The organism is Kitasatospora sp. NPDC048540, assembly GCF_040651175.1.
In the GTDB taxonomy this organism is placed as follows: Bacteria; Actinomycetota; Actinomycetes; order Streptomycetales; family Streptomycetaceae; genus Kitasatospora.
The window spans coordinates 1-16,895 of sequence record NZ_JBEZIR010000164.1 but is presented as its reverse complement, the minus strand read 5'-3'; the positions used below and the strand labels follow the sequence as shown (position 1 = coordinate 16,895).

Sequence of the window (16,895 nt, the reverse complement as noted above, 5' to 3'; positions counted from 1 at the left end):
GTCGTCCGAGTGCCGCTGGGCCGCCGTGTGCACCCGCGGATCGATCCGCAGCGACGGACAACCCGCCTGCGCCCGCTTGGCGTTGACCAGATCCAGGCCCCGACCACGCCGACCACGATGCCCACGACACCGAGGGTGCGCGCGGCGCTGTCGGAGGACGTGGACGCCGCCGAGCCCGCGGCGGCCGGCGGGGCGGCCCGGCCGGCGGTGCTCGCGGTCATGCCGTGGGTGTCGCCACCCTCGGCGGCGGCCTTGGTGAGGGTCAGGACGGGCGCGGGGTGCTCGGGTTCGGGCCGGCCGTCCTTGCTCTCCTCGATCCAGCGGACCACGGTGCCGTCGTCGTAGGTCTGCAGGGCCTTGAAGACGATCTTGTCGGTGTCGGTGGGCAGCGGGCCGAGCGAGACCGCGAAGTCCTGGAACTGGCCGGGCGCGATCTTCGCGTTCGCGTCGGCCGTCCAGGTGATCTTCGAGACCGCCTCCGTGATCTCGTCGCCGTCATCGGTCTTCAACGGCGTCGCGAGCTTGGTCTTCTCCGCGGTGGCGGTCCAGCCGGGCAGCGGCCGGGTCGCGACCGAGGCCACCGGGTGGTCGGCGGGCAGGGTCACCTCCAGCTTCGTGGTGGACGCGGTGTCGCTCTCGTCCGGGACACGGAAGGCGACGGCGGTGTACGCGCCCTGGGCGGCGGTGCCCGGCTGCACGGTCACGTGCGCGAACGCGGGAACCGCCGAGGCGAGCAGGGTCGCACCGGCCAGCACCGACGCGGCGGCCAGACGGCGGGAGAGGGTGGAACGCATGGGTGTGGTCTCCATCCGGGAGATCGGCACCACGCGGCCGCGCACCGACCGGGCAGGTCGGCACGCCGCCAGGGCGCGGTGCGGGAACGCTGACGGGGTTGTCCGGCGGCCGTCCCGGAAAGGGGTGCGGCCGCCTGCGGCAGCGCGAAGGCGGCGGGCGGAGCGCAGGCTCCGTCCGTGCCTAGGCGGTGACGACCCCCGGCGGTCCCCGGCGGAGCAGGCTGTGGCGCAGCAGCGCCGACCGGTGGTGCGGCGGGACGGTGTCGCGGCGGAGCCACGTGCGCACGAGTGGCGCCGCCGGCGGGACGGCGGTTCCGGTGAGGACGGCGAGGGTGCGCCGGACGCGCCGGCTCCAGTGGCGGGCCGCGGCCCGGACCGTCCGCGTGAGGTCGAGCAGCCGCCACAGCGCCACCTCGACCCGGTGCAGCAGCCAGCCCGTCGCGAGCGCGGCAGCGGCATGGCCGGCCAGCATGCCGGGCGACAGGCCGAGCACGCCCGCGTGGACGACGGCGGCCGTGTGATGCAGGTGCCCGGCATGGGGACCGGTCCCGGCCGACGGCACCGGGCCGGATCCCGTACGGCCGCCCGGTCGGTGGGCCCCCGCCGGCATGCCGGGCATGCCGGGCATGGAGGCGGGCGTGGGGAGCGGCGTGGTCATGGTGTGCCCGGTACGGAACAGCAGGTGCAGTCCGAGCTGCCCGGCCGCCACGCCTGCGGTGATCGCCGGCAGTGACCGGCGGCGGCCGGCCGCCACGCCCGCCGCGGCGCAGACCAGCAGCCAGCCCAGCGCGACCAGCGGCAGGCCCACCGCTGCCCCGCCCGCGGCGCCGTGCGCCGCTGCGGCCAGGGCCACGCTCACCGTGGCGAAGGCCGACGCCCGCACCAGCCGCACATCCAGTGCGGCCGTACGGCGAGCTGGCCCCGGGGCGACGGTGACGGTCATGGCCGCCACATCATGCCACCCGCCCGCCGCCGGCCGATCCCCCGGTTCCGAACCTCCAGGCGCCCTGCACGGGGTGGGCACACCGCCCGCGCATGCCGGTCCGTCAGGCTCCGGCGAGCAGGTCCGCCTCCTGCGTGGCGGACAGTCCGTGCCGCAGCGGCGGCTCGCCGCGCTCGCGGTCCCAGGCCAGTACGTCAGCGACGGTCACCGCCAACGGGGTTGCGGGCAGGCCGGCGGCGCGGGCGCGCGCGGGGCTCCGCTGCTGGGTCGGCCACATCGACTCGGGGCGGGTCAGCGGGAAGAACGGCGGCACCGCTCCGGCCGGCACCGGGACGATCTCGACCCGGCTGCCCGCGACCTGCGCGCAGGTGGTGATCAGCTCGGCCATCGTGGTCGGCTCGGCCGGGCCGACGGCGTGGAACGCGCCGGGCCTGTCGTCCTGCAGCAGTTGCACCACGAGGCGGGCCGCGTCGCGGGAGTCGACCACCTGAACGGGCTGTTCGGGGCTGCCCGGCAGGGCCACCCGGCCGCCGCGCGCGGCCCGGCGGACCCAGTACACGAGCCCGTCCTGCACGTCGTGCGGCCCGGCGACCTTTCCCAGCCGCACGATCGTCGCCCGTGCGCCGTACCGGGCCACCACGTCGTCCTCGCACGCCACCTTGCACGGCCCGTAGGTGTCCTCGTCCAGTTCCTCGGTGTCGCGCACCGGCGGGCGGCGGGGTGTGTCCTCGTCCGAGCCCGGCCCCACGCCCGTCTGCACGTAGACGGCCTGACTGGAGATGAACAGGTACCGGCCGACCCGGTCGCCGAGCGCCGCCATCGCCTGACCGACGTGGCGCGGCACGTACCCGCTGACGTCCACGACGGCGTCCCAACTGCCGCCCTGCAGCGCCGTGTAGTCCCCGGTGTCCCGGTCACCGATCAGCCGGGGCACGCCCGGGAACAGGTCCACGCCGGTTCTGCCCCGGCCGAACAGGGTCACCTCGACCCCCTGCCGCAGCGCGTCGTCAACGATCGCCCGGCCCACGAACGAGGTGCCGCCAAGTACGAGAAGTCGCATGGCGGTCGACAGTAACGGTGTCCGCCCGCCGCCTCCACCGGGATTCGGGAGCCCGGTACGGCTTCCGGGGCGGGCGCGGAACACCTTCCGCGCCCGCCCCGGCGGTCCCCGCCGGCCGTCAGCCGGCGAGTTCCTCCCGCAGCTTGCGGGCGGCGCCGACCAGGCTGTCCAGCGAGGCCCGGGTCTCGGTCCAACCGCGGGTCTTCAGGCCGCAGTCGGGGTTGACCCACAGCCGCTCGGCGGGGATCGCGGCGAGCCCGGCCCGCAGCAGCTCGAGGGCCTCGTCGGTGCCGGGCACCCGCGGGGAGTGGATGTCCCAGACGCCGGGCCCGACCTCGCGCGGGTAGCCGGCCCGGGCCAGCTCTCCGGCGACCTCCATGTGCGAACGGGTGGCCTCGAGCGAGATCACGTCCGCGTCGAGCTCGTCGATCGCGGTCATGATCGCGCCGAACTCGGCGTAGCACATGTGGGTGTGGATCTGGGTGTCGGCCCGCACCCCGGAAGTGGCCAGGCGGAACGACCCGGTGGCCCAGTCGAGGTAGGCCGGGCGGTCCGCGGCGCGCAGCGGCAGTGTCTCGCGCAGGGCGGGCTCGTCGACCTGAACGACGGCCGCCCCCGCGGCCTCCAGGTCGTTCACCTCGTCGCGCAGGGCGAGGGCGACCTGGCGGGCGGTGTCGGCGAGCGGCTGGTCGTCGCGGACGAAGGACCAGGCGAGCATGGTGACCGGGCCGGTGAGCATGCCCTTGACCGGACGGTCGGTGAGGCTCTGCGCGTAGCGGAACCAGTCGACCGTCATGGGGTGCGGGCGGGAGATGTCTCCGGCCAGCACCGGCGGCCGCACGTACCGGGTGCCGTAGGACTGCACCCAGCCCTGCCGGGTGGCGAGGTAGCCGGTGAGCTGTTCGGCGAAGTACTGGACCATGTCGTTGCGCTCGGGCTCGCCGTGCACCAGGACGTCCAGGCCGGCCTGCTCCTGGAAGGCGATCACCTCGCGGACCTCGGCCTCCATCCGCTCCCGGTAGGCGCCGGCGTCGATCCGGCCGGCCGTCAGGTCGGCTCGGGCGCGGCGCAGTTCGGAGGTCTGCGGGAAGGAGCCGATGGTGGTGGTCGGCAGCAGCGGCAGTCCGAGCCGGGCGCGCTGGGCCGCGGTGCGCTCCGGGTACGCCTGGGCGCGGCGGGCGTCCTCGGCGGTGGTGGCGGCGGCGCGGGCGCGGACCGCCGGGTCACGGGTGATCGGGGAGGTGGCGCGGGAGGCGAGGTCGGCCCGGTTCGCGGCCAGGTCGGCGGTGATCGCGCCGGTGCCCTCGCGCAGGCCGCGGGCCAGCAGCGCGACCTCCTGCGCCTTCTGCTCGGCGAAGGCGAGCCAGCGCAGGATCTGCGGGTCGATGTCGCGCTCGGCGTCGGCGTCCAGCGGGACGTGCAGCAGCGAGCAGGACGTGGCGACGTCGACGGTGCCGGCGAGGCCGAGCAGGGTGGCCAGGGTGGCGAGTGACTTCTCCAGGTCGTTGATCCAGACGTTGCGGCCGTCCACCACGCCCGCGACCAGGCGCTTGCCGGGCAGTCCGCCGACCGCGGCGAGGTCGTCCAGGTTGCCGGCGGCCGGTCCGGTGAAGTCCAGTGCCAGGCCTTCGACCGGGGCCTTGGCCAGCACCGGCAGGGCCTCGCCGAGGCGGTCGAAGTAGCTGGCGACCAGCAGCTTCGGCCGGTCGGTGCGGGCTCCGAGCTCGCGGTAGGCGCGGGCGGCGGCGTTCAGTTCGGCCGGGGTGCGGTCCTGCACCAGCGCGGGCTCGTCCAGTTGCACCCACTCGGCGCCGGCGGCGCGCAGGTCGGCCAGCAGCTCGGCGTAGACGGGCAGCAGCCGGTCGAGCAGGGTGATCGGCAGGAAGTCGGCGGCGACGCCCGGGGCGGGCTTGGCGAGCAGCAGGTAGGTCACCGGGCCGACCAGCACCGGGCGGGCCTCGTGGCCGGCGGCGAGCGCCTCGCCCAGCTCCGCGACGGCCTTGGCGGAGTCGGCGGTGAAGGCGGTGTCGGGCCCGAGTTCGGGCACCAGGTAGTGGTAGTTGGTGTCGAACCACTTGGTCATCTCCAGGGGCGCGACGTCCTGGGTGCCGCGCGCCATGGCGAAGTAGCCGTCCAGCGGGTCGGCGTCGACCGCCGCGCGGTGGCGGGCCGGGATCGCGCCGACGGCGAGGGTGGTGTCCAGCACGTGGTCGTAGAGCGAGAAGTCGCCGGTGGGGACCTCCCGTACGCCCGCGTCGGCGAGCTGCTCCCAGTTCGCCCGGCGCAGGCCGGCCGCGGTGTCCCGGAGGGCGTCGGCGGTGACGGTGCCCTTCCAGTAGCCCTCGACGGCCTTCTTGAGTTCCCGGTCCCGGCCCTGGCGGGGGTAGCCGTACACGGTGGCGCGGGTGGCCGCGGCTGCGGACTTCGCTGTCAAGGGACTCTCCTTCGCGAGTCTGTGTCCTCAGGTACCCGGGGACGGGACGGGAGCGCGAAGGGATGACGAACAGGGCGGCGGCCCGCGCGTGCGCGTGCCTGCTCCGCCTGTTGTGGTCGCCGACCCGCCCTCGAGGTCACCGGGTGGCCGCCCGCGGATCGATCGCGGGCGGGCAGCGGGCAGGTCTTCGGACTCGCGGGCACACCCACCCTGTGAAGGGCGGGCACCTACTGGCCGTCGCTTCCCAGACCCTCCCGGGCCCAGTGCGTATGACGGCGGTCGTTCCCACTCACCGCTGCGGGGCAGTCCCGGATTCCCACCGGGTTCCCTCTTACGACACCCCGCCTGGCGGACGGGGCGAACCAGCTGCACCGGTCAGCCTATGCCCACTCCCCCGGCCCGGGGCCCGAATGTCACCCGATCGCCCACATGGTGAGACTCCGCACCCGCTCACCCTCGGCCGGCGGTTCCTCCTGGCCGGCGGTCTCGGGAACGTCGACGCCGGCGAGGACGTCCGCAACCTGCCCAGGGCCGAGGCCGGCCGTCTCGGGCACCCGCTGGTGGTGACCTCACGGCCCGCGCTGGTGGCGGCGCTCGCCGCGCAGCCACCGATCGCGCCGGCCTGACCGGCGTTCACGCCGTCGGCCACTGGGCGCCGGCCGGCGGGCCTCACCCCGGGCGGGGCGCCGTGCTCGTCAGAAGACCACCACCGAGCGCAGCACATCGCCGTTGTGCATGCGGGCGAAGGCGGCCTCGACGTCGGTCGGCGGGATGGTCTCGGTGACGAAGGCATCGAGGTCCAGGCGCCCCTGGAGGTAGAGGTCGATCAGCATGGGGAAGTCCCGCGAGGGCAGGCAGTCGCCGTACCAGGAGGACTTGAGCGCGCCGCCCCGGCCGAAGACGTCCAGCAGCGGCAGTTCCAGGGTCATCTCGCTGGTGGGCACGCCGACCAGGACGACGGTGCCGGCGAGGTCGCGCGCGTGGAAGGCCTGCCGGTAGGTCTCCGGGCGGCCGACGGCCTCGATGACGACGTCGGCGCCGCTGCCGCCGGTGAGCTCGCGGATGGCTGCCACGGCGTCGCGCTCACGGGAGTTGACGGTGTGGGTGGCGCCGAGCCTGCGCGCGGTGGTGAGCTTGCGGTCGTCGAGGTCGACGGCGATGATCCGGGCGGCCCCTGCCAGCCGGGAGCCCATGACGGCGGCGTGGCCGACTCCGCCGCAGCCGATGACGGCGACGCTGTCCCCCCGGGAGACCCCGCCGGTGTTGACGGCGGCGCCGAGGCCGGCCATGACGCCGCAGCCGAGCAGTCCGGCGGCGAGGGGCGAGGCGGCGGGGTCGACCTTGGTGCACTGGCCCGCCGCGACGAGTGTCTTCTCAGCGAAGGCGCCGATGCCGAGCGCCGGCGTGAGTTCGGTGCCGTCCGCCAGGGTCATCCGCTGCCCGGCGTTGCGGGTGTCGAAGCAGTACCAGGGGCGGCCGCGCCTGCAGGAGCGGCACTGTCCGCACACCGCACGCCAGTTCAGGATGACGAAGTCGCCGGGCGCGACCTCGGTCACCCCCTCGCCCACGGACTCCACGGTCCCGGCGGCCTCGTGGCCCAGCAGGAAGGGGAACTCGTCGCTGATCCCGCCGTCCCGGTAGTGCAGGTCGGTGTGGCAGACGCCGCAGGCCTCGACCTTGACCACCGCCTCACCGGGGCCCGGGTCGGGCACGGTCACCGTCTCGATCCTGACCGCCTCGCCCCTGCCTGCGGCGACGACACCTCTGACCTGCTGAGCCATGGAGCACAACCTTCTGCCGGGTGGAGGGGACGGTGGGGACACGCGTGGTGCTGTCACCCGCGGAGCCGGTCGGTGACCCAGGTGTGGAACGCGCCGATGTGGTGCTCGCTCGGCACCAGCACACCGCCGGTCCGGTAGGCGCGCGAGTCCATGGCGGGCTGGCAGCGCTCGCAGGCGTCGAAGTCCTGGACGTTGACGCGGTGGAACAGCTCCACCGAGCGGGACGTGTCGCGGCCGGCCTCGACCACGTCCCTGACGAAGAGCCAGTCGCACTCCACCACGGTGTGGTCGGCGGCGAGCGGGAACATCCGGTGCACGATGACGTGGTCGGGCACCAGGTTGATGAACACCTGCGGCTTGACCGTGATCGCGTAGTACTTGCGGTCCTGGTCCGCGGAGACGGTCGGGATCCGGTCCATGCCCGCACTTCCGTCGACGGTGAAGCCCTCGGCGTCCTCGGCGAACTCGGCGCCGTGGCCGACGTAGTACTGCGCCGCGTAGCCGCCGGCGAACTCCGGTAGCACCTCGGTCAGTTCGGGGTGGATGGTGGCGCAGTGGTAGCACTCCATGAAGTTCTCGACGATCAGCTTCCAGTTGGCCTTCACCTCGTAGCGGATCCGGCGGCCGACGGCGAGCCCCTCGGCCTGGTAGCGCTCGACCGCCTCGGGAGTGCCCAGGCGCTCGGTCGCCGCGCCGATCACGTCTGCCTCGAAGGACGGCGGCTCGTCGGCAAGGCACACCCACACGTAGCCGAGCCACTCGCGCACGTGCACCGGGACCAGGCCGTAGGTGGTGCGGTCGACGTCCGGCATGCTGGTGAGGTTGGGTGCGGCGACGAGCCGGCCGTCCAGGCCGTAGGTCCAGGCGTGGTAGGGGCATCGGAAGCTGCGCCTGACCTCGCCCTCCTCCTCGGTGCACAGCCGCGCGCCGCGGTGGCGGCAGATGTTGAGGAACGCCTTGACGCTCTCGTCCCGGGACCGGGTGATCAGCACGCTCTCCCGGCCGACCTGCACGGTCCGGAAGCTGCCGGGCTTGTCCAGGTCGCTGGCGCGTACGGCGCAGTACCACATCCGCTCGAAGATCTTCTCCTGTTCCAGCGCGAAGATCTGCGGGTCGGTGTAGGAGGAGCCCGGGAGAGTGGGGATCAGGCTCGGCGGGAGCTCGGTGGTCACAGCGGCAGGCCTTTCGTCAGGGGAACGCACGACCGGAGCGGGCGCCGCGCCGGGTCAGCGGCGGATGCGGGTCATCTTCGGGTCGAACAGCGGCTCCTCGGTGACGGTGGCGGGCAGCCGCCGGCCGAAGTACTCCACCTCCACCCTCCGGCCGGGAGCTGCGGCGGCGCGCGGGAGCCAGGCGTAGGCGATGGAGGCGCCGACGCTGTACCCGTATGCGGCGCTGGTGACGTATCCCGCGGGAGCGCCGTCCACGTACACCGGTTCCCGGCCCATGACGACGGCGTGTGGATCGTCCAACAGGAGGCACGCGAGCCTGCGCGGAGCCGTCTCCTCGGTCATCCCCAGCAGCGCGTCGCGGCCGAGGAAGTCCCCCTTGTCCATGCGCACGGCGAAGCCGAGCCCGGCCTCGTAGGGATTGTGCTCGGCGGTCAGGTCGGTGCCCCAGGAGCGGTAGCCCTTCTCCAGGCGCAGGCTGTTGAAGGCGCTGCGTCCGGCGGCGACGACGCCGAGCGGCTGACCGGCCTCCCACAGGGTGTCCCAGAGCTTCTGCCCGTTGTCGGCCGTGGTGTACAGCTCCCAGCCGAGTTCGCCGACGTAGGACAGCCGCATCGCGGTGACCGGGACGCAGCCCAGGTACGTCTGCTTCGCCTTGAAGTAGCCGAAGCCCCCGTGCGAGAAGTCCGCGTCGGTGAGCGGCTGGACCAGGTCGCGGGCGAGCGGGCCCCACAGGCCGATGCAGCAGGTGCCGGCGGTGATGTCGCGGATCTGGACCGAACCGTCCGGCGGGAGGTGGCGGGTGAGCCAGTCGAGGTCGAGGTTGCCGTTGGCGCCGATCTGCCAGCGTTCCCCGAGACCGTGGCCCCGGCCGAGCCGGGCCACCGTGAGGTCGCTGCGCACGCCGCCGGTCTCGTCCAGCAGCAGGGTGTAGGTGACGGAGCCGACCGGTCGCTCGAGCTGATTGGTCGTGAGGCGCTGCAGGAACGCCTGCGCGCCGGGGCCGGTGACCTCCAGGCGTTTGAGCGCCGTCATGTCGTACATCGCGACGCGCTCGCGGGTGGCCAGGGCCTCGGCACCCGCGATCGGGGACCAGTAGCGGGAGGCCCAGGCGCCGCGCCCGGGGATGCCGGCGACCTCGGGCAGATCCCGGTTGGCCGCGTACCAGTGCGGCCGCTCCCAGCCGGAGGCCTCCAGGAAGAAGGCGCCCAGCTCCCGCTGACGCGCGTGGAAGGGGCCGACCCGCAGCGGGCGCGGCTCCGCCATCGGCTGCAGCGGGTGGATGATGTCGTACACCTCGGCGAAGTTCTGGCAGCTGCGCCGGTGCACGTAGGCGGGGGCGAGCTGCCCCGGCTCGAAGCGGTTGAGATCGCACTCGTGCAGATCGGTGCGCGGGGTGCCCTCGACCAGCCACTGCGCCATCGCCTTCGCCACACCCGCGGAGTGGGTGACCCACACCGCCTCGGCGACCCAGAAGCCGCGCAGCTCGGGCGCCTCTCCCAGGAGGGGGAAGCCGTCGGTGGTGAACGAGAAGATGCCGTTGAAGCCCTCGTCCACCTCGGTCCGGGCGAGCGCGGGCAGCAGTTCCTGCGAGTCGGCCCAGGGCTGCTCGAAGTCCGTCCCGGTGAACGGCAGCACCGAGGGCATCAGGGGCCCACCGGGGGCGGACACCTCCCCGAGGTCGACGGGCATCGGGCGGTGGGCGTAGGAGCCGATGCCGATGCGGTCGCCGTGCTCGCGGTAGTAGAGGTCGCGGTCCTGGTGGCGCAGGATCGGCTTGGAGGCCTCCAGCTCCTCGGTGTTGTGGCCGGCCAGCTCCGGGACCGGGGTGGTCGTGGCGTACTGGTGGGCCATCGGGACGAGCGGGACGGTGAGGCCTGCCATCCGGCCGATCCTCGGCCCCCAGAACCCGGCGCAGGAGACGACCACGTCGGCGGGGAAGCCGCCCTGGTCGGTGACGACGGCGGTGACCCTGCCGTTCGCGGACTCGATCCCGGTGACGGTGTGGTGCGGCAGGAACCGCGCACCCCGCTCGATCGCACGCCGGGCCTGTGCCTCGCCTGCGCGCACCGCCTTGGCCAGGCCGTCGGTGGGCACGTGGAAGCCGCCCAGGATCCGGGCGCGGTCCAGCAGCGGGTGCAGGGCGGCGCACTGCTCGGGGTCGAGCAGTGCGCCCGGCACCCCCCAGGAGGTGGCCAGCCCGTGCTTGCGGTCGAGTTCGGCGAGCCGCTCGGGGGTGGTGGCCACCTCGAGTCCGCCGAGCTGCCGGAAGCACCACCGGCCGTCGAGGGTCAGGGCGGAGTACTTGCGGACGGTGTAGGAGGCGAACTCGGTCATGGTCTTGGAGGAGTTGGTCTGGAAGACCAGTCCCGGCGCGTGCGAGCTCGACCCTCCGGTGGCGAACAGGGGGCCCTGGTCCAGCACCGTGACGTCGGTCCAGCCGCGCGCGGTGAGCTCGTCGCTCAGCGCGCAGCCGACGATCCCGGCACCGACGATCACGACTCTGGGTTGAACTGTCAAAGCATCCGTCCCCTCGGAAGGTGGCTGCGGCGGGCTGAGCCAGACAGTACGAGTTGCACATTACGCACCTTCTTGCGCGATGAGAAACAGACTCGGGCCCGCATCACGAGCTGTCAAGACCCGCCGCCCGCACCGGCCGCACACGGTCCGGACGCCCTCCCTTGACAGGGGTAGGGGGCCCTTCCATACTCGCCGACTAGTTGCGCATGGGGACAGGCGTCTCGTATCGCGCAACTCACGAGAAAGGCGGCGCCCGTGCCCCCATCCCTCGACCCGGCCTGTCTGCTGATCGACGGCGTCTGGACGCCGGCCGAGGACGGCCGACAGCGAGCGGTCGTCAACCCCTTCGACGGCTCGACGCTGGCAACGGTCGCCGAAGCCTCCGAAGCCGACGCGGACCGTGCGGTGCGCGCCGCCCGGTCCGCCTTCGACGAGGGCTCCTGGGCCCGTGCCCCGGCCGCCCGTCGCGCCGGGGTGCTCACCGCCACGGCCGACGCGCTCCAGGCGCAGCGGGAGGAACTGGCCCGGCTGGAGACGCTCGACACCGGCAAGACCCTGACCGAGAGCCGCATGGACGTCGACGACGCCACCGCCGTCCTGCGCTACTACGCGGCACTGACGACCACCGACGCGGGCCGCACCATCGACACCGGGCGGCCCGACGCGATCAGCCGGGTGGTCCACGAGCCCGTGGGCGTCTGCGCGCTGATCACACCGTGGAACTACCCGCTGCTGCAGATCTCCTGGAAGCTCGCCCCCGCCCTGGCGGCCGGCAACACGGTGGTGGCCAAGCCCAGCGAGCTCACGCCGATGACCACGATCCGTCTCTTCCGGCTGCTCCAGGAGCAGTTGGAACGGGCCGGCGCACCGGGCGGAACGGCGAACCTGGTCCTGGGCGGCGGCGAGGTCGGCGCCGCGATCGCCCGGCACCCCGAGGTCGACCTGGTCTCCTTCACCGGCGGCCTGGCCACCGGCCGCTCGGTGATGCGGGCGGCGGCCGACACGGTCAAGCGGGTCGCCCTGGAACTCGGGGGCAAGAACCCCAACATCGTCTTCGCCGACGCCGACCTCGACGCGGCGGTCGACTTCGCCCTCACCGCCGCGTTCCTGCACTCCGGCCAGGTCTGCTCGGCCGGCTCACGGCTGCTGCTGCACCGCGGCCTGCACGCCGACTTCACCGCCGAGCTCGCCCGCCGCGCCGACCTCGTCCGGCTCGGCGGCGGACTCGACAAGGGCACCGAGACCGGCCCGCTGATCTCCGCCGAGCACCGCCGGAAGGTCGAACGCCTCGTCGCGGGCGCCCTCGCCGAGGGCGCGGTGCTCCGCGCCGGCGGCGGCCGGCCGGCCGAGCCCGAGCTCCAGGCGGGCTTCTTCCTGCGGCCCACCGTCCTCGACGGCTGTCACGCGGGCATGGCGGTGGTCCGCGAGGAGGTCTTCGGCCCCGTCCTGACCGTCGAGCTCTTCGACGACGAGGACGAGGTGGTGGCCCTGGCCAACGACACCCCGTACGGCCTGGCGGGCGCGGTGTGGACGCAGGACGCCGGCCGCGGCGAGCGGGTCGCGTCCCGGCTCCGCCTCGGCACCGTCTGGATCAACGACTACCACCCCTACGTGCCGCAGGCCGAATGGGGCGGGTTCAAGCAGTCCGGCACCGGTCGCGAACTCGGCCCGTCCGGCCTGCGCGAGTACCAGGAGTCCAAGCACATCTGGCGCACCGTCTCCCCCGCCGCCCAGCACTGGTTCGCCGGCTGACGAGGCATCGTTCCCTTCCCCCGGTCCCCACGTCCGCACCTCCCGACTCCACCCGGTCCGCACAGCAAGCACGTCCCCCAGTCCCCTTGCCTGCCACTGGAGCGACCATGAGCAACCCGGGAACCACCGGAACCACCAGGCCACCGGCCACCGACGACGCCACCGACCTCGCACGCTTCGGCTACAAGCAGGAACTGGAACGCTCCCTCGGTTCCTTCTCCAGCTTCGCCGCGGGCTTCAGCTACATCTCGATCATGACCGGCGTGTTCCAGCTCTTCGGCTTCGGCTTCGCCTCCGGCGGCCCGGCCTTCGTCTGGAGCTGGCCGCTGGTCTTCATCGGCCAGGGGGCCGTCGCCCTCTGCTTCGCCGAGATGGCCGGCCAGTTCCCGCTGGCCGGTGGCGTCTACCAGTGGTCCAAACAGATCGCGCGACCGGTCACCTCGTGGATGGCCGGCTGGATCATGACGATCGGCGCGATCGTCACCGCGGCCGCGGTCGCCGTCGCGTACCAGATCATCCTTCCGCAGGTCTCACTGGCCTTCCAGATCGTCGGCGGCGCCGACGACGCCGGCGTGACCAGCACGGCGAACGGCGCCAAGAACGCGATCCTGCTCGCCCTGGGCCTGGTCGTGTTCACCACGGTCGTCAACATCGTGGGCGTCCGCCTGATGGCGAAGATCAACAACCTCGGCGTCGCCGTCGAACTGATCGGCGTCACCCTGCTCATCGTCATGCTGGCCGTGCACATCAAGCGCGGACCGCAGGTCGTGCTGCACACCGCCGGCACCGGGGACGGGCACTCCTGGGGCTACCTCGGCGCCTTCCTGGTGGCCTCGATCATGAGCGCGTACGTCTTCTACGGCTTCGACACCGCCGGCTCGCTCGCCGAGGAGACCAGGGAGCCGCGTCGCCACGCGCCCCGCGCCATCCTCCGCGCCATCACCGCCGCCTTCCTGGCGGGCGGACTGCTCATGCTCGTCGGCATGATGGCGGTCGGCGACATCGACGCCAAGGAGCTCGGCACGCTCGGCATGCCCTACCTGATCAAGTCCACCCTCGGCACCGGCCTGGGCGACGCCTTCCTGGTCTGCTCGGCGGTCGCCATCACGGTCTGCTGCCTCGCCGTGCAGACCGCCGCCATCCGGCTGCTGTTCTCCATGGCCCGCGACGGGCGACTCCCCTTCGGCGCCGCCCTGGCCAGGGTCTCCCCCAGGTCCAGTACCCCGGTCGCACCGGCCGTCGTCACCGGCGTGCTGACCATCGCCCTGCTGCTCGTCAACATCGGCAACCAGCGGGTCTTCTACATCCTCACCTCGGTCGCCATCATCCTCTTCTACATCCCCTATCTGCTGGTCACCGCCCCGATGCTGCTCCGCCGCCTGCGGGGCCGGTGGCCGCGGGAGGAGCAGGGCCCCTTCTTCACCATGGGCCGCTGGGGTGTGGTCGTGAACGTCGTGGCCGTCGTCTACGGCGTGGCGATGACCGTCAACCTGGCGTGGCCGCGAACCGCCATCTACGGCGACGACCAGTGGTACTACACGTGGGGCGCCGTCGTCTTCACCGCGGTGATCTCAGCCGTCGGCGGTCTGCTGTACCTGCGGTACCGGAGCCACCACGGCGCGCCGCAGGGCGCCGCAGCCACCGAACCGGTGGCCGACGACGGCCTCGCGGGCGAGGCCTGACCCTCCGTCAACCCGTGCGAGGAGGCGGAACGGGACGCCGGGAACACCCTGCGCCCCGTTCCGAAGCCGCACCACGGCCGGTCACTGCGGGCGAAGGTGGCCCAGTCGGGCCGAGACCTCGTCCGCCGCGGACCGGACAGCGGCGGACACCTCGGGGATGCGGTGCTCGGTCAGCCGGAAGGACGGTCCGGAGGCGCTGATCGCCGCCACCACCTGCCCGTTGGATGCGAACACGGGTGCCGCTACGGCGTTGAGTCCCGGCTCCAACTCCTCGATGCAGCAGGCGAAGCCGTCCGTGACGGCCTCCTTCAGCTGCGCCAGCAGGGCGCCGGGGTCGGTCACGGTCCGCGGGGTGTAGCGCTCCAAGGGGGCGGCCAGCCTCGCCTTCAGCGCCTCCTCGGACAGGTACGCCAGGAGCACCTTCCCGCTGGAGGTCGCGTGCAGCGGCGTGCGCTGACCGACCCAGTTGTGCGTGGTCAGAGCCGACGGGCCGAACACCTGGTCGATGTTGACGGCCTCGCCGCCGTCGAGGATCGCCACGTTGATGGTCTCCGCGACCTGGACGGCCAGCCGCTCGCAGACCGGACGGCTCTGCTGGGACAGGTCCATCCGGACCGTGGCGGCACCGGCGAGCCGGACCAGCCCCAGGCCCAGGCGGTACTTCCCGCGCTCCCCCGGCTGCTCGACGAGGCCGCGCATCTCCAGGGCGGCGGCGAGGCGGAAGGCCGTCGACTTGTGCACACCGAGCTCCACCGCGAGTTCGGTGACACCCGTCTCCCCGCGGCGGGCGAGGATCTCCAGGATGGTCACCGCCCGGTCGACGGACTGCACAGGTGACTCCGTCTGCCGCGAGGTGCCCGGCCCCCCGGGGGGCCCGCCGTTCACACTGTTGCTCATAACGCAACATTATGCACATCATCCGGCCGACGGCATTCGCCCCCTTGACAAGCCCTTGGCGGCTCGGAAGCATGTTGCGTAATCCGAATCGTGTTGTGTAATACGATACACGCCGAGCGGGTTCGAGGATCCGAAGCTGGAGGTTCCCATGATCACGGTGTGCCGGATCGACGAACTGCCGCCCGGCGAAGCGCTCCGGGTGACCGAGGGCGTACCGGCGCCGGTCGCCGTGTTCAACTCCGACGGGACCTTCTACGCCGTCGACGACACCTGCACCCACCAGGACGCCTCACTCGCCGACGGCTGGCTGGAGGGCTGTTTCGTCGAATGCCCCCTGCACGCGGCCTCCTTCGACCTCCGCACCGGCCGGCCCACGTGCCCGCCGGCCAGGCTGCCGCTCCGGACCCACCGGGTCACCGTGGAGGACGGATGCGTCGTCCTCCACGTCACGGTCGGCGAGCCGGCGTGAGGTCCATCGCCGTGGTCGGCGGCTCGCTGGCCGGCCTGAACACGGTCCGCGCGCTCCGCGCCGAGGGCTACGACGGCTCGATCACCGTCATCGGCGAGGAACGCCACCAGCCGTACGACCGGCCGCCGCTGTCCAAGGCCTTCCTCAGGGGCGACCTGGACGCCGACGCGCTGGCGCTCGGCAGCCCGGACGAGTACGCGGATCTCGGCGCACGGTGGCTGCTCGGCGAGCGGGCGGTCCGGCTGGAGCCCGCGGCCCGCGCCGTCACCCTGACCGGCGGCCGGGAACTGCACGCCGACGCCGTCGTGATCGCCACCGGCGCCCACCCCCGCACGATCGCGGGCGCAGCCGGGCTGGCCGGCGTCCACACGCTGCGCACCCTGGACGACGCGGTGGCACTGCGCGCGGACCTGCGGGCGGGGCGGCCCTGCGTCGTCGTGGTCGGCGCGGGCTTCGTCGGCGCCGAGGTCGCCTCCACGGCCCGTGCGCTGGGCCTGGACGTCACCGTCGTCGAGGCCGCCGAGGTGCCGCTGGAACGGGTTCTCGGGCGCGCCATGGGCCTGGCCTGTGCCTCGCTCCACGCGGAGCACGGGGTGCGCCTGCTGTGCGGCACCGGCGTCGCGGGCCTCACCGGCGAAGACCGGGTCACGGGTGTGCGGCTGACGGACGGGCGGCTGCTGCCGGCCGACGTGGTCGTGGTCGGCGTCGGGGTGCGGCCGGCGACGGACTGGCTGGCCGGATCGGGGGTCGCAGTGGACGACGGGGTCGTGTGCGACGCCGGTTGCGCGACGAACATCGCCGGCGTGGTCGCCGTGGGCGATGTCGCCCGCTGCCCCAACCCGTTCACCGGCCGCTCCGGCCGCATCGAGCACTGGAGCAACGCGACGGAGCAGCCGAGGACGGCCGCTCGCACGCTGCTGTCGGGCAGGTCGTCGGCCGCGCCGGCGCAACCGCCGTACTTCTGGTCGGACCAGTACCGGACCCGGATCCAGCTCGCCGGTCATGTCGGCCCGGACGATCAGCCCCGGGTCGTCGAGGGCGACCTGGACAGCCGCTCCTTCGTGGTCGTCTACCGGCGGCACGGACACGACGTCGCCGTGCTCGCCGTCAACCGGCCCAAGCTCTTCGGTCGGCTCCGCCGCACGCTCACTCCGATCCCCGTCACCGTCGCGCCGGTCGCTTCCTGACCGCGCCCGGTGTCCCGGCCCCTGGGAGGTCACCGATGAATCCTCTCCACCAGTCCCTGCACGCGCTCGACCCGGAGATCGCCGCCGCGGTCGACGCCGAGCTGCACCGCCGGCAGACCACCCTCGAAATGATCGCCTCCGAGAACTTCGCCCCGGTGGCGGTCATGGAGGCCCAGGGCTCGGTCCTGACCAACAAGTACGCCGAGG

13 protein-coding genes, 1 pseudogene and 1 riboswitch are annotated in these 16,895 nt (G+C 73.2%); of the genes and pseudogenes, 6 read left to right on the top strand and 8 right to left on the bottom strand.

Annotation, left to right across the window (positions count from 1 at the left end; all coding sequences use genetic code 11):
- The 4 genes from AB0D08_RS36720 to metE all read right to left on the bottom strand — a co-directional run.
- A partial coding sequence (locus AB0D08_RS36720) for a YcnI family protein (protein WP_359894673.1) occupies window positions 1–794 on the bottom strand: 794 nt, incomplete at its 3' end.
- Between the two features lie 181 nt (window positions 795–975).
- Window positions 976–1,737 (bottom strand): hypothetical protein, encoded by a 762-nt coding sequence (locus tag AB0D08_RS36715; RefSeq protein ID WP_359894671.1) that lies wholly within the window; start codon window positions 1,735–1,737, stop codon window positions 976–978.
- Window positions 1,738–1,840: 103 nt separating this feature from the next.
- A complete protein-coding gene (locus tag AB0D08_RS36710) occupies window positions 1,841–2,797 on the bottom strand; it encodes an NAD-dependent epimerase/dehydratase family protein (RefSeq protein WP_359894669.1) in 957 nt (318 codons plus the stop codon).
- A 118-nt stretch (window positions 2,798–2,915) separates the two neighbouring features.
- Window positions 2,916–5,231 carry a 5-methyltetrahydropteroyltriglutamate--homocysteine S-methyltransferase gene (metE, locus tag AB0D08_RS36705; protein WP_359894667.1) on the bottom strand — a complete coding sequence of 772 codons (2,316 nt, stop codon included), beginning with the start codon at window positions 5,229–5,231 and terminating at the stop codon, window positions 2,916–2,918.
- Between the two features lie 181 nt (window positions 5,232–5,412).
- A riboswitch (cobalamin riboswitch) is annotated at window positions 5,413–5,565 on the bottom strand.
- 76 nt (window positions 5,566–5,641) lie between these two features.
- On the opposite strand from metE, the gene AB0D08_RS36700 reads away from it, so the two are divergent.
- On the top strand, window positions 5,642–5,857 hold the full coding sequence (locus AB0D08_RS36700; protein ID WP_033821456.1) for a hypothetical protein: 216 nt from the start codon (window positions 5,642–5,644) through the stop codon (window positions 5,855–5,857).
- Between the two features lie 69 nt (window positions 5,858–5,926).
- On the opposite strand, the gene AB0D08_RS36695 is transcribed toward AB0D08_RS36700, so the two are convergent.
- The 3 genes from AB0D08_RS36695 to AB0D08_RS36685 are packed head-to-tail and all read right to left on the bottom strand — an operon-like array spanning window position 5,927 to window position 10,680.
- The gene (locus AB0D08_RS36695) at window positions 5,927–7,012 is read right to left on the bottom strand and encodes an S-(hydroxymethyl)mycothiol dehydrogenase (protein WP_359894665.1); all 1,086 of its coding nucleotides are present in this window, start codon (window positions 7,010–7,012) and stop codon (window positions 5,927–5,929) included.
- 53 nt (window positions 7,013–7,065) lie between these two features.
- On the bottom strand, window positions 7,066–8,184 hold the full coding sequence (locus AB0D08_RS36690; protein WP_033821454.1) for an aromatic ring-hydroxylating dioxygenase subunit alpha: 1,119 nt from the start codon (window positions 8,182–8,184) through the stop codon (window positions 7,066–7,068).
- A 54-nt stretch (window positions 8,185–8,238) separates the two neighbouring features.
- Window positions 8,239–10,680 (bottom strand): FAD-dependent oxidoreductase, encoded by a 2,442-nt coding sequence (locus tag AB0D08_RS36685; RefSeq protein ID WP_359894663.1) that lies wholly within the window; start codon window positions 10,678–10,680, stop codon window positions 8,239–8,241.
- 276 nt (window positions 10,681–10,956) lie between these two features.
- Here AB0D08_RS36685 and AB0D08_RS36680 point away from each other — a divergent pair, with 276 nt between their 5' ends.
- Both AB0D08_RS36680 and AB0D08_RS36675 read left to right on the top strand, forming a co-directional pair.
- Window positions 10,957–12,453: an aldehyde dehydrogenase family protein gene (locus AB0D08_RS36680; protein ID WP_359894661.1), complete on the top strand. Its 1,497-nt coding sequence runs from the start codon at window positions 10,957–10,959 to the stop codon at window positions 12,451–12,453.
- A gap of 107 nt (window positions 12,454–12,560) precedes the next feature.
- On the top strand, window positions 12,561–14,135 hold the full coding sequence (locus AB0D08_RS36675; RefSeq protein ID WP_051812824.1) for an amino acid permease: 1,575 nt from the start codon (window positions 12,561–12,563) through the stop codon (window positions 14,133–14,135).
- Between the two features lie 81 nt (window positions 14,136–14,216).
- Here AB0D08_RS36675 and AB0D08_RS36670 read toward each other — a convergent pair whose 3' ends face one another.
- Complete coding sequence (locus AB0D08_RS36670; RefSeq protein WP_033821452.1) at window positions 14,217–14,966, bottom strand: IclR family transcriptional regulator; 750 nt, start codon at window positions 14,964–14,966, stop codon at window positions 14,217–14,219.
- A gap of 214 nt (window positions 14,967–15,180) precedes the next feature.
- On the opposite strand from AB0D08_RS36670, the gene AB0D08_RS36665 reads away from it, so the two are divergent.
- From AB0D08_RS36665 to AB0D08_RS36655, 3 genes and pseudogenes are all read left to right on the top strand, one after another.
- Window positions 15,181–15,501, top strand: coding sequence for a bifunctional 3-phenylpropionate/cinnamic acid dioxygenase ferredoxin subunit (locus AB0D08_RS36665; protein ID WP_359894658.1), 321 nt, complete (start codon window positions 15,181–15,183; stop codon window positions 15,499–15,501).
- The gene (locus AB0D08_RS36660) at window positions 15,498–16,688 is read left to right on the top strand and encodes an FAD-dependent oxidoreductase (protein WP_033821450.1); all 1,191 of its coding nucleotides are present in this window, start codon (window positions 15,498–15,500) and stop codon (window positions 16,686–16,688) included. The genes AB0D08_RS36665 and AB0D08_RS36660 overlap by 4 nt, the downstream gene beginning before the upstream one ends.
- A gap of 35 nt (window positions 16,689–16,723) precedes the next feature.
- Window positions 16,724–16,895: pseudogene (locus tag AB0D08_RS36655) on the top strand (serine hydroxymethyltransferase); the annotation flags it as partial.

What these genes read in the sequence shown, in the direction of transcription:
- AB0D08_RS36675 (WP_051812824.1), top strand. Translation starts at nt 12,561, where the DNA reads ATGAGCAACCCGGGAACCACCGGAACCACCAGGCCACCGGCCACCGAC.
- AB0D08_RS36665 (WP_359894658.1), top strand. Translation starts at nt 15,181, where the DNA reads ATGATCACGGTGTGCCGGATCGACGAACTGCCGCCCGGCGAAGCGCTC.
- AB0D08_RS36695 (WP_359894665.1), bottom strand. Translation starts at nt 7,012, where the DNA reads ATGGCTCAGCAGGTCAGAGGTGTCGTCGCCGCAGGCAGGGGCGAGGCG.
- AB0D08_RS36715 (WP_359894671.1), bottom strand. Translation starts at nt 1,737, where the DNA reads ATGACCGTCACCGTCGCCCCGGGGCCAGCTCGCCGTACGGCCGCACTG.
- AB0D08_RS36700 (WP_033821456.1), top strand. Translation starts at nt 5,642, where the DNA reads ATGTCACCCGATCGCCCACATGGTGAGACTCCGCACCCGCTCACCCTC.
- AB0D08_RS36710 (WP_359894669.1), bottom strand. Translation starts at nt 2,797, where the DNA reads ATGCGACTTCTCGTACTTGGCGGCACCTCGTTCGTGGGCCGGGCGATC.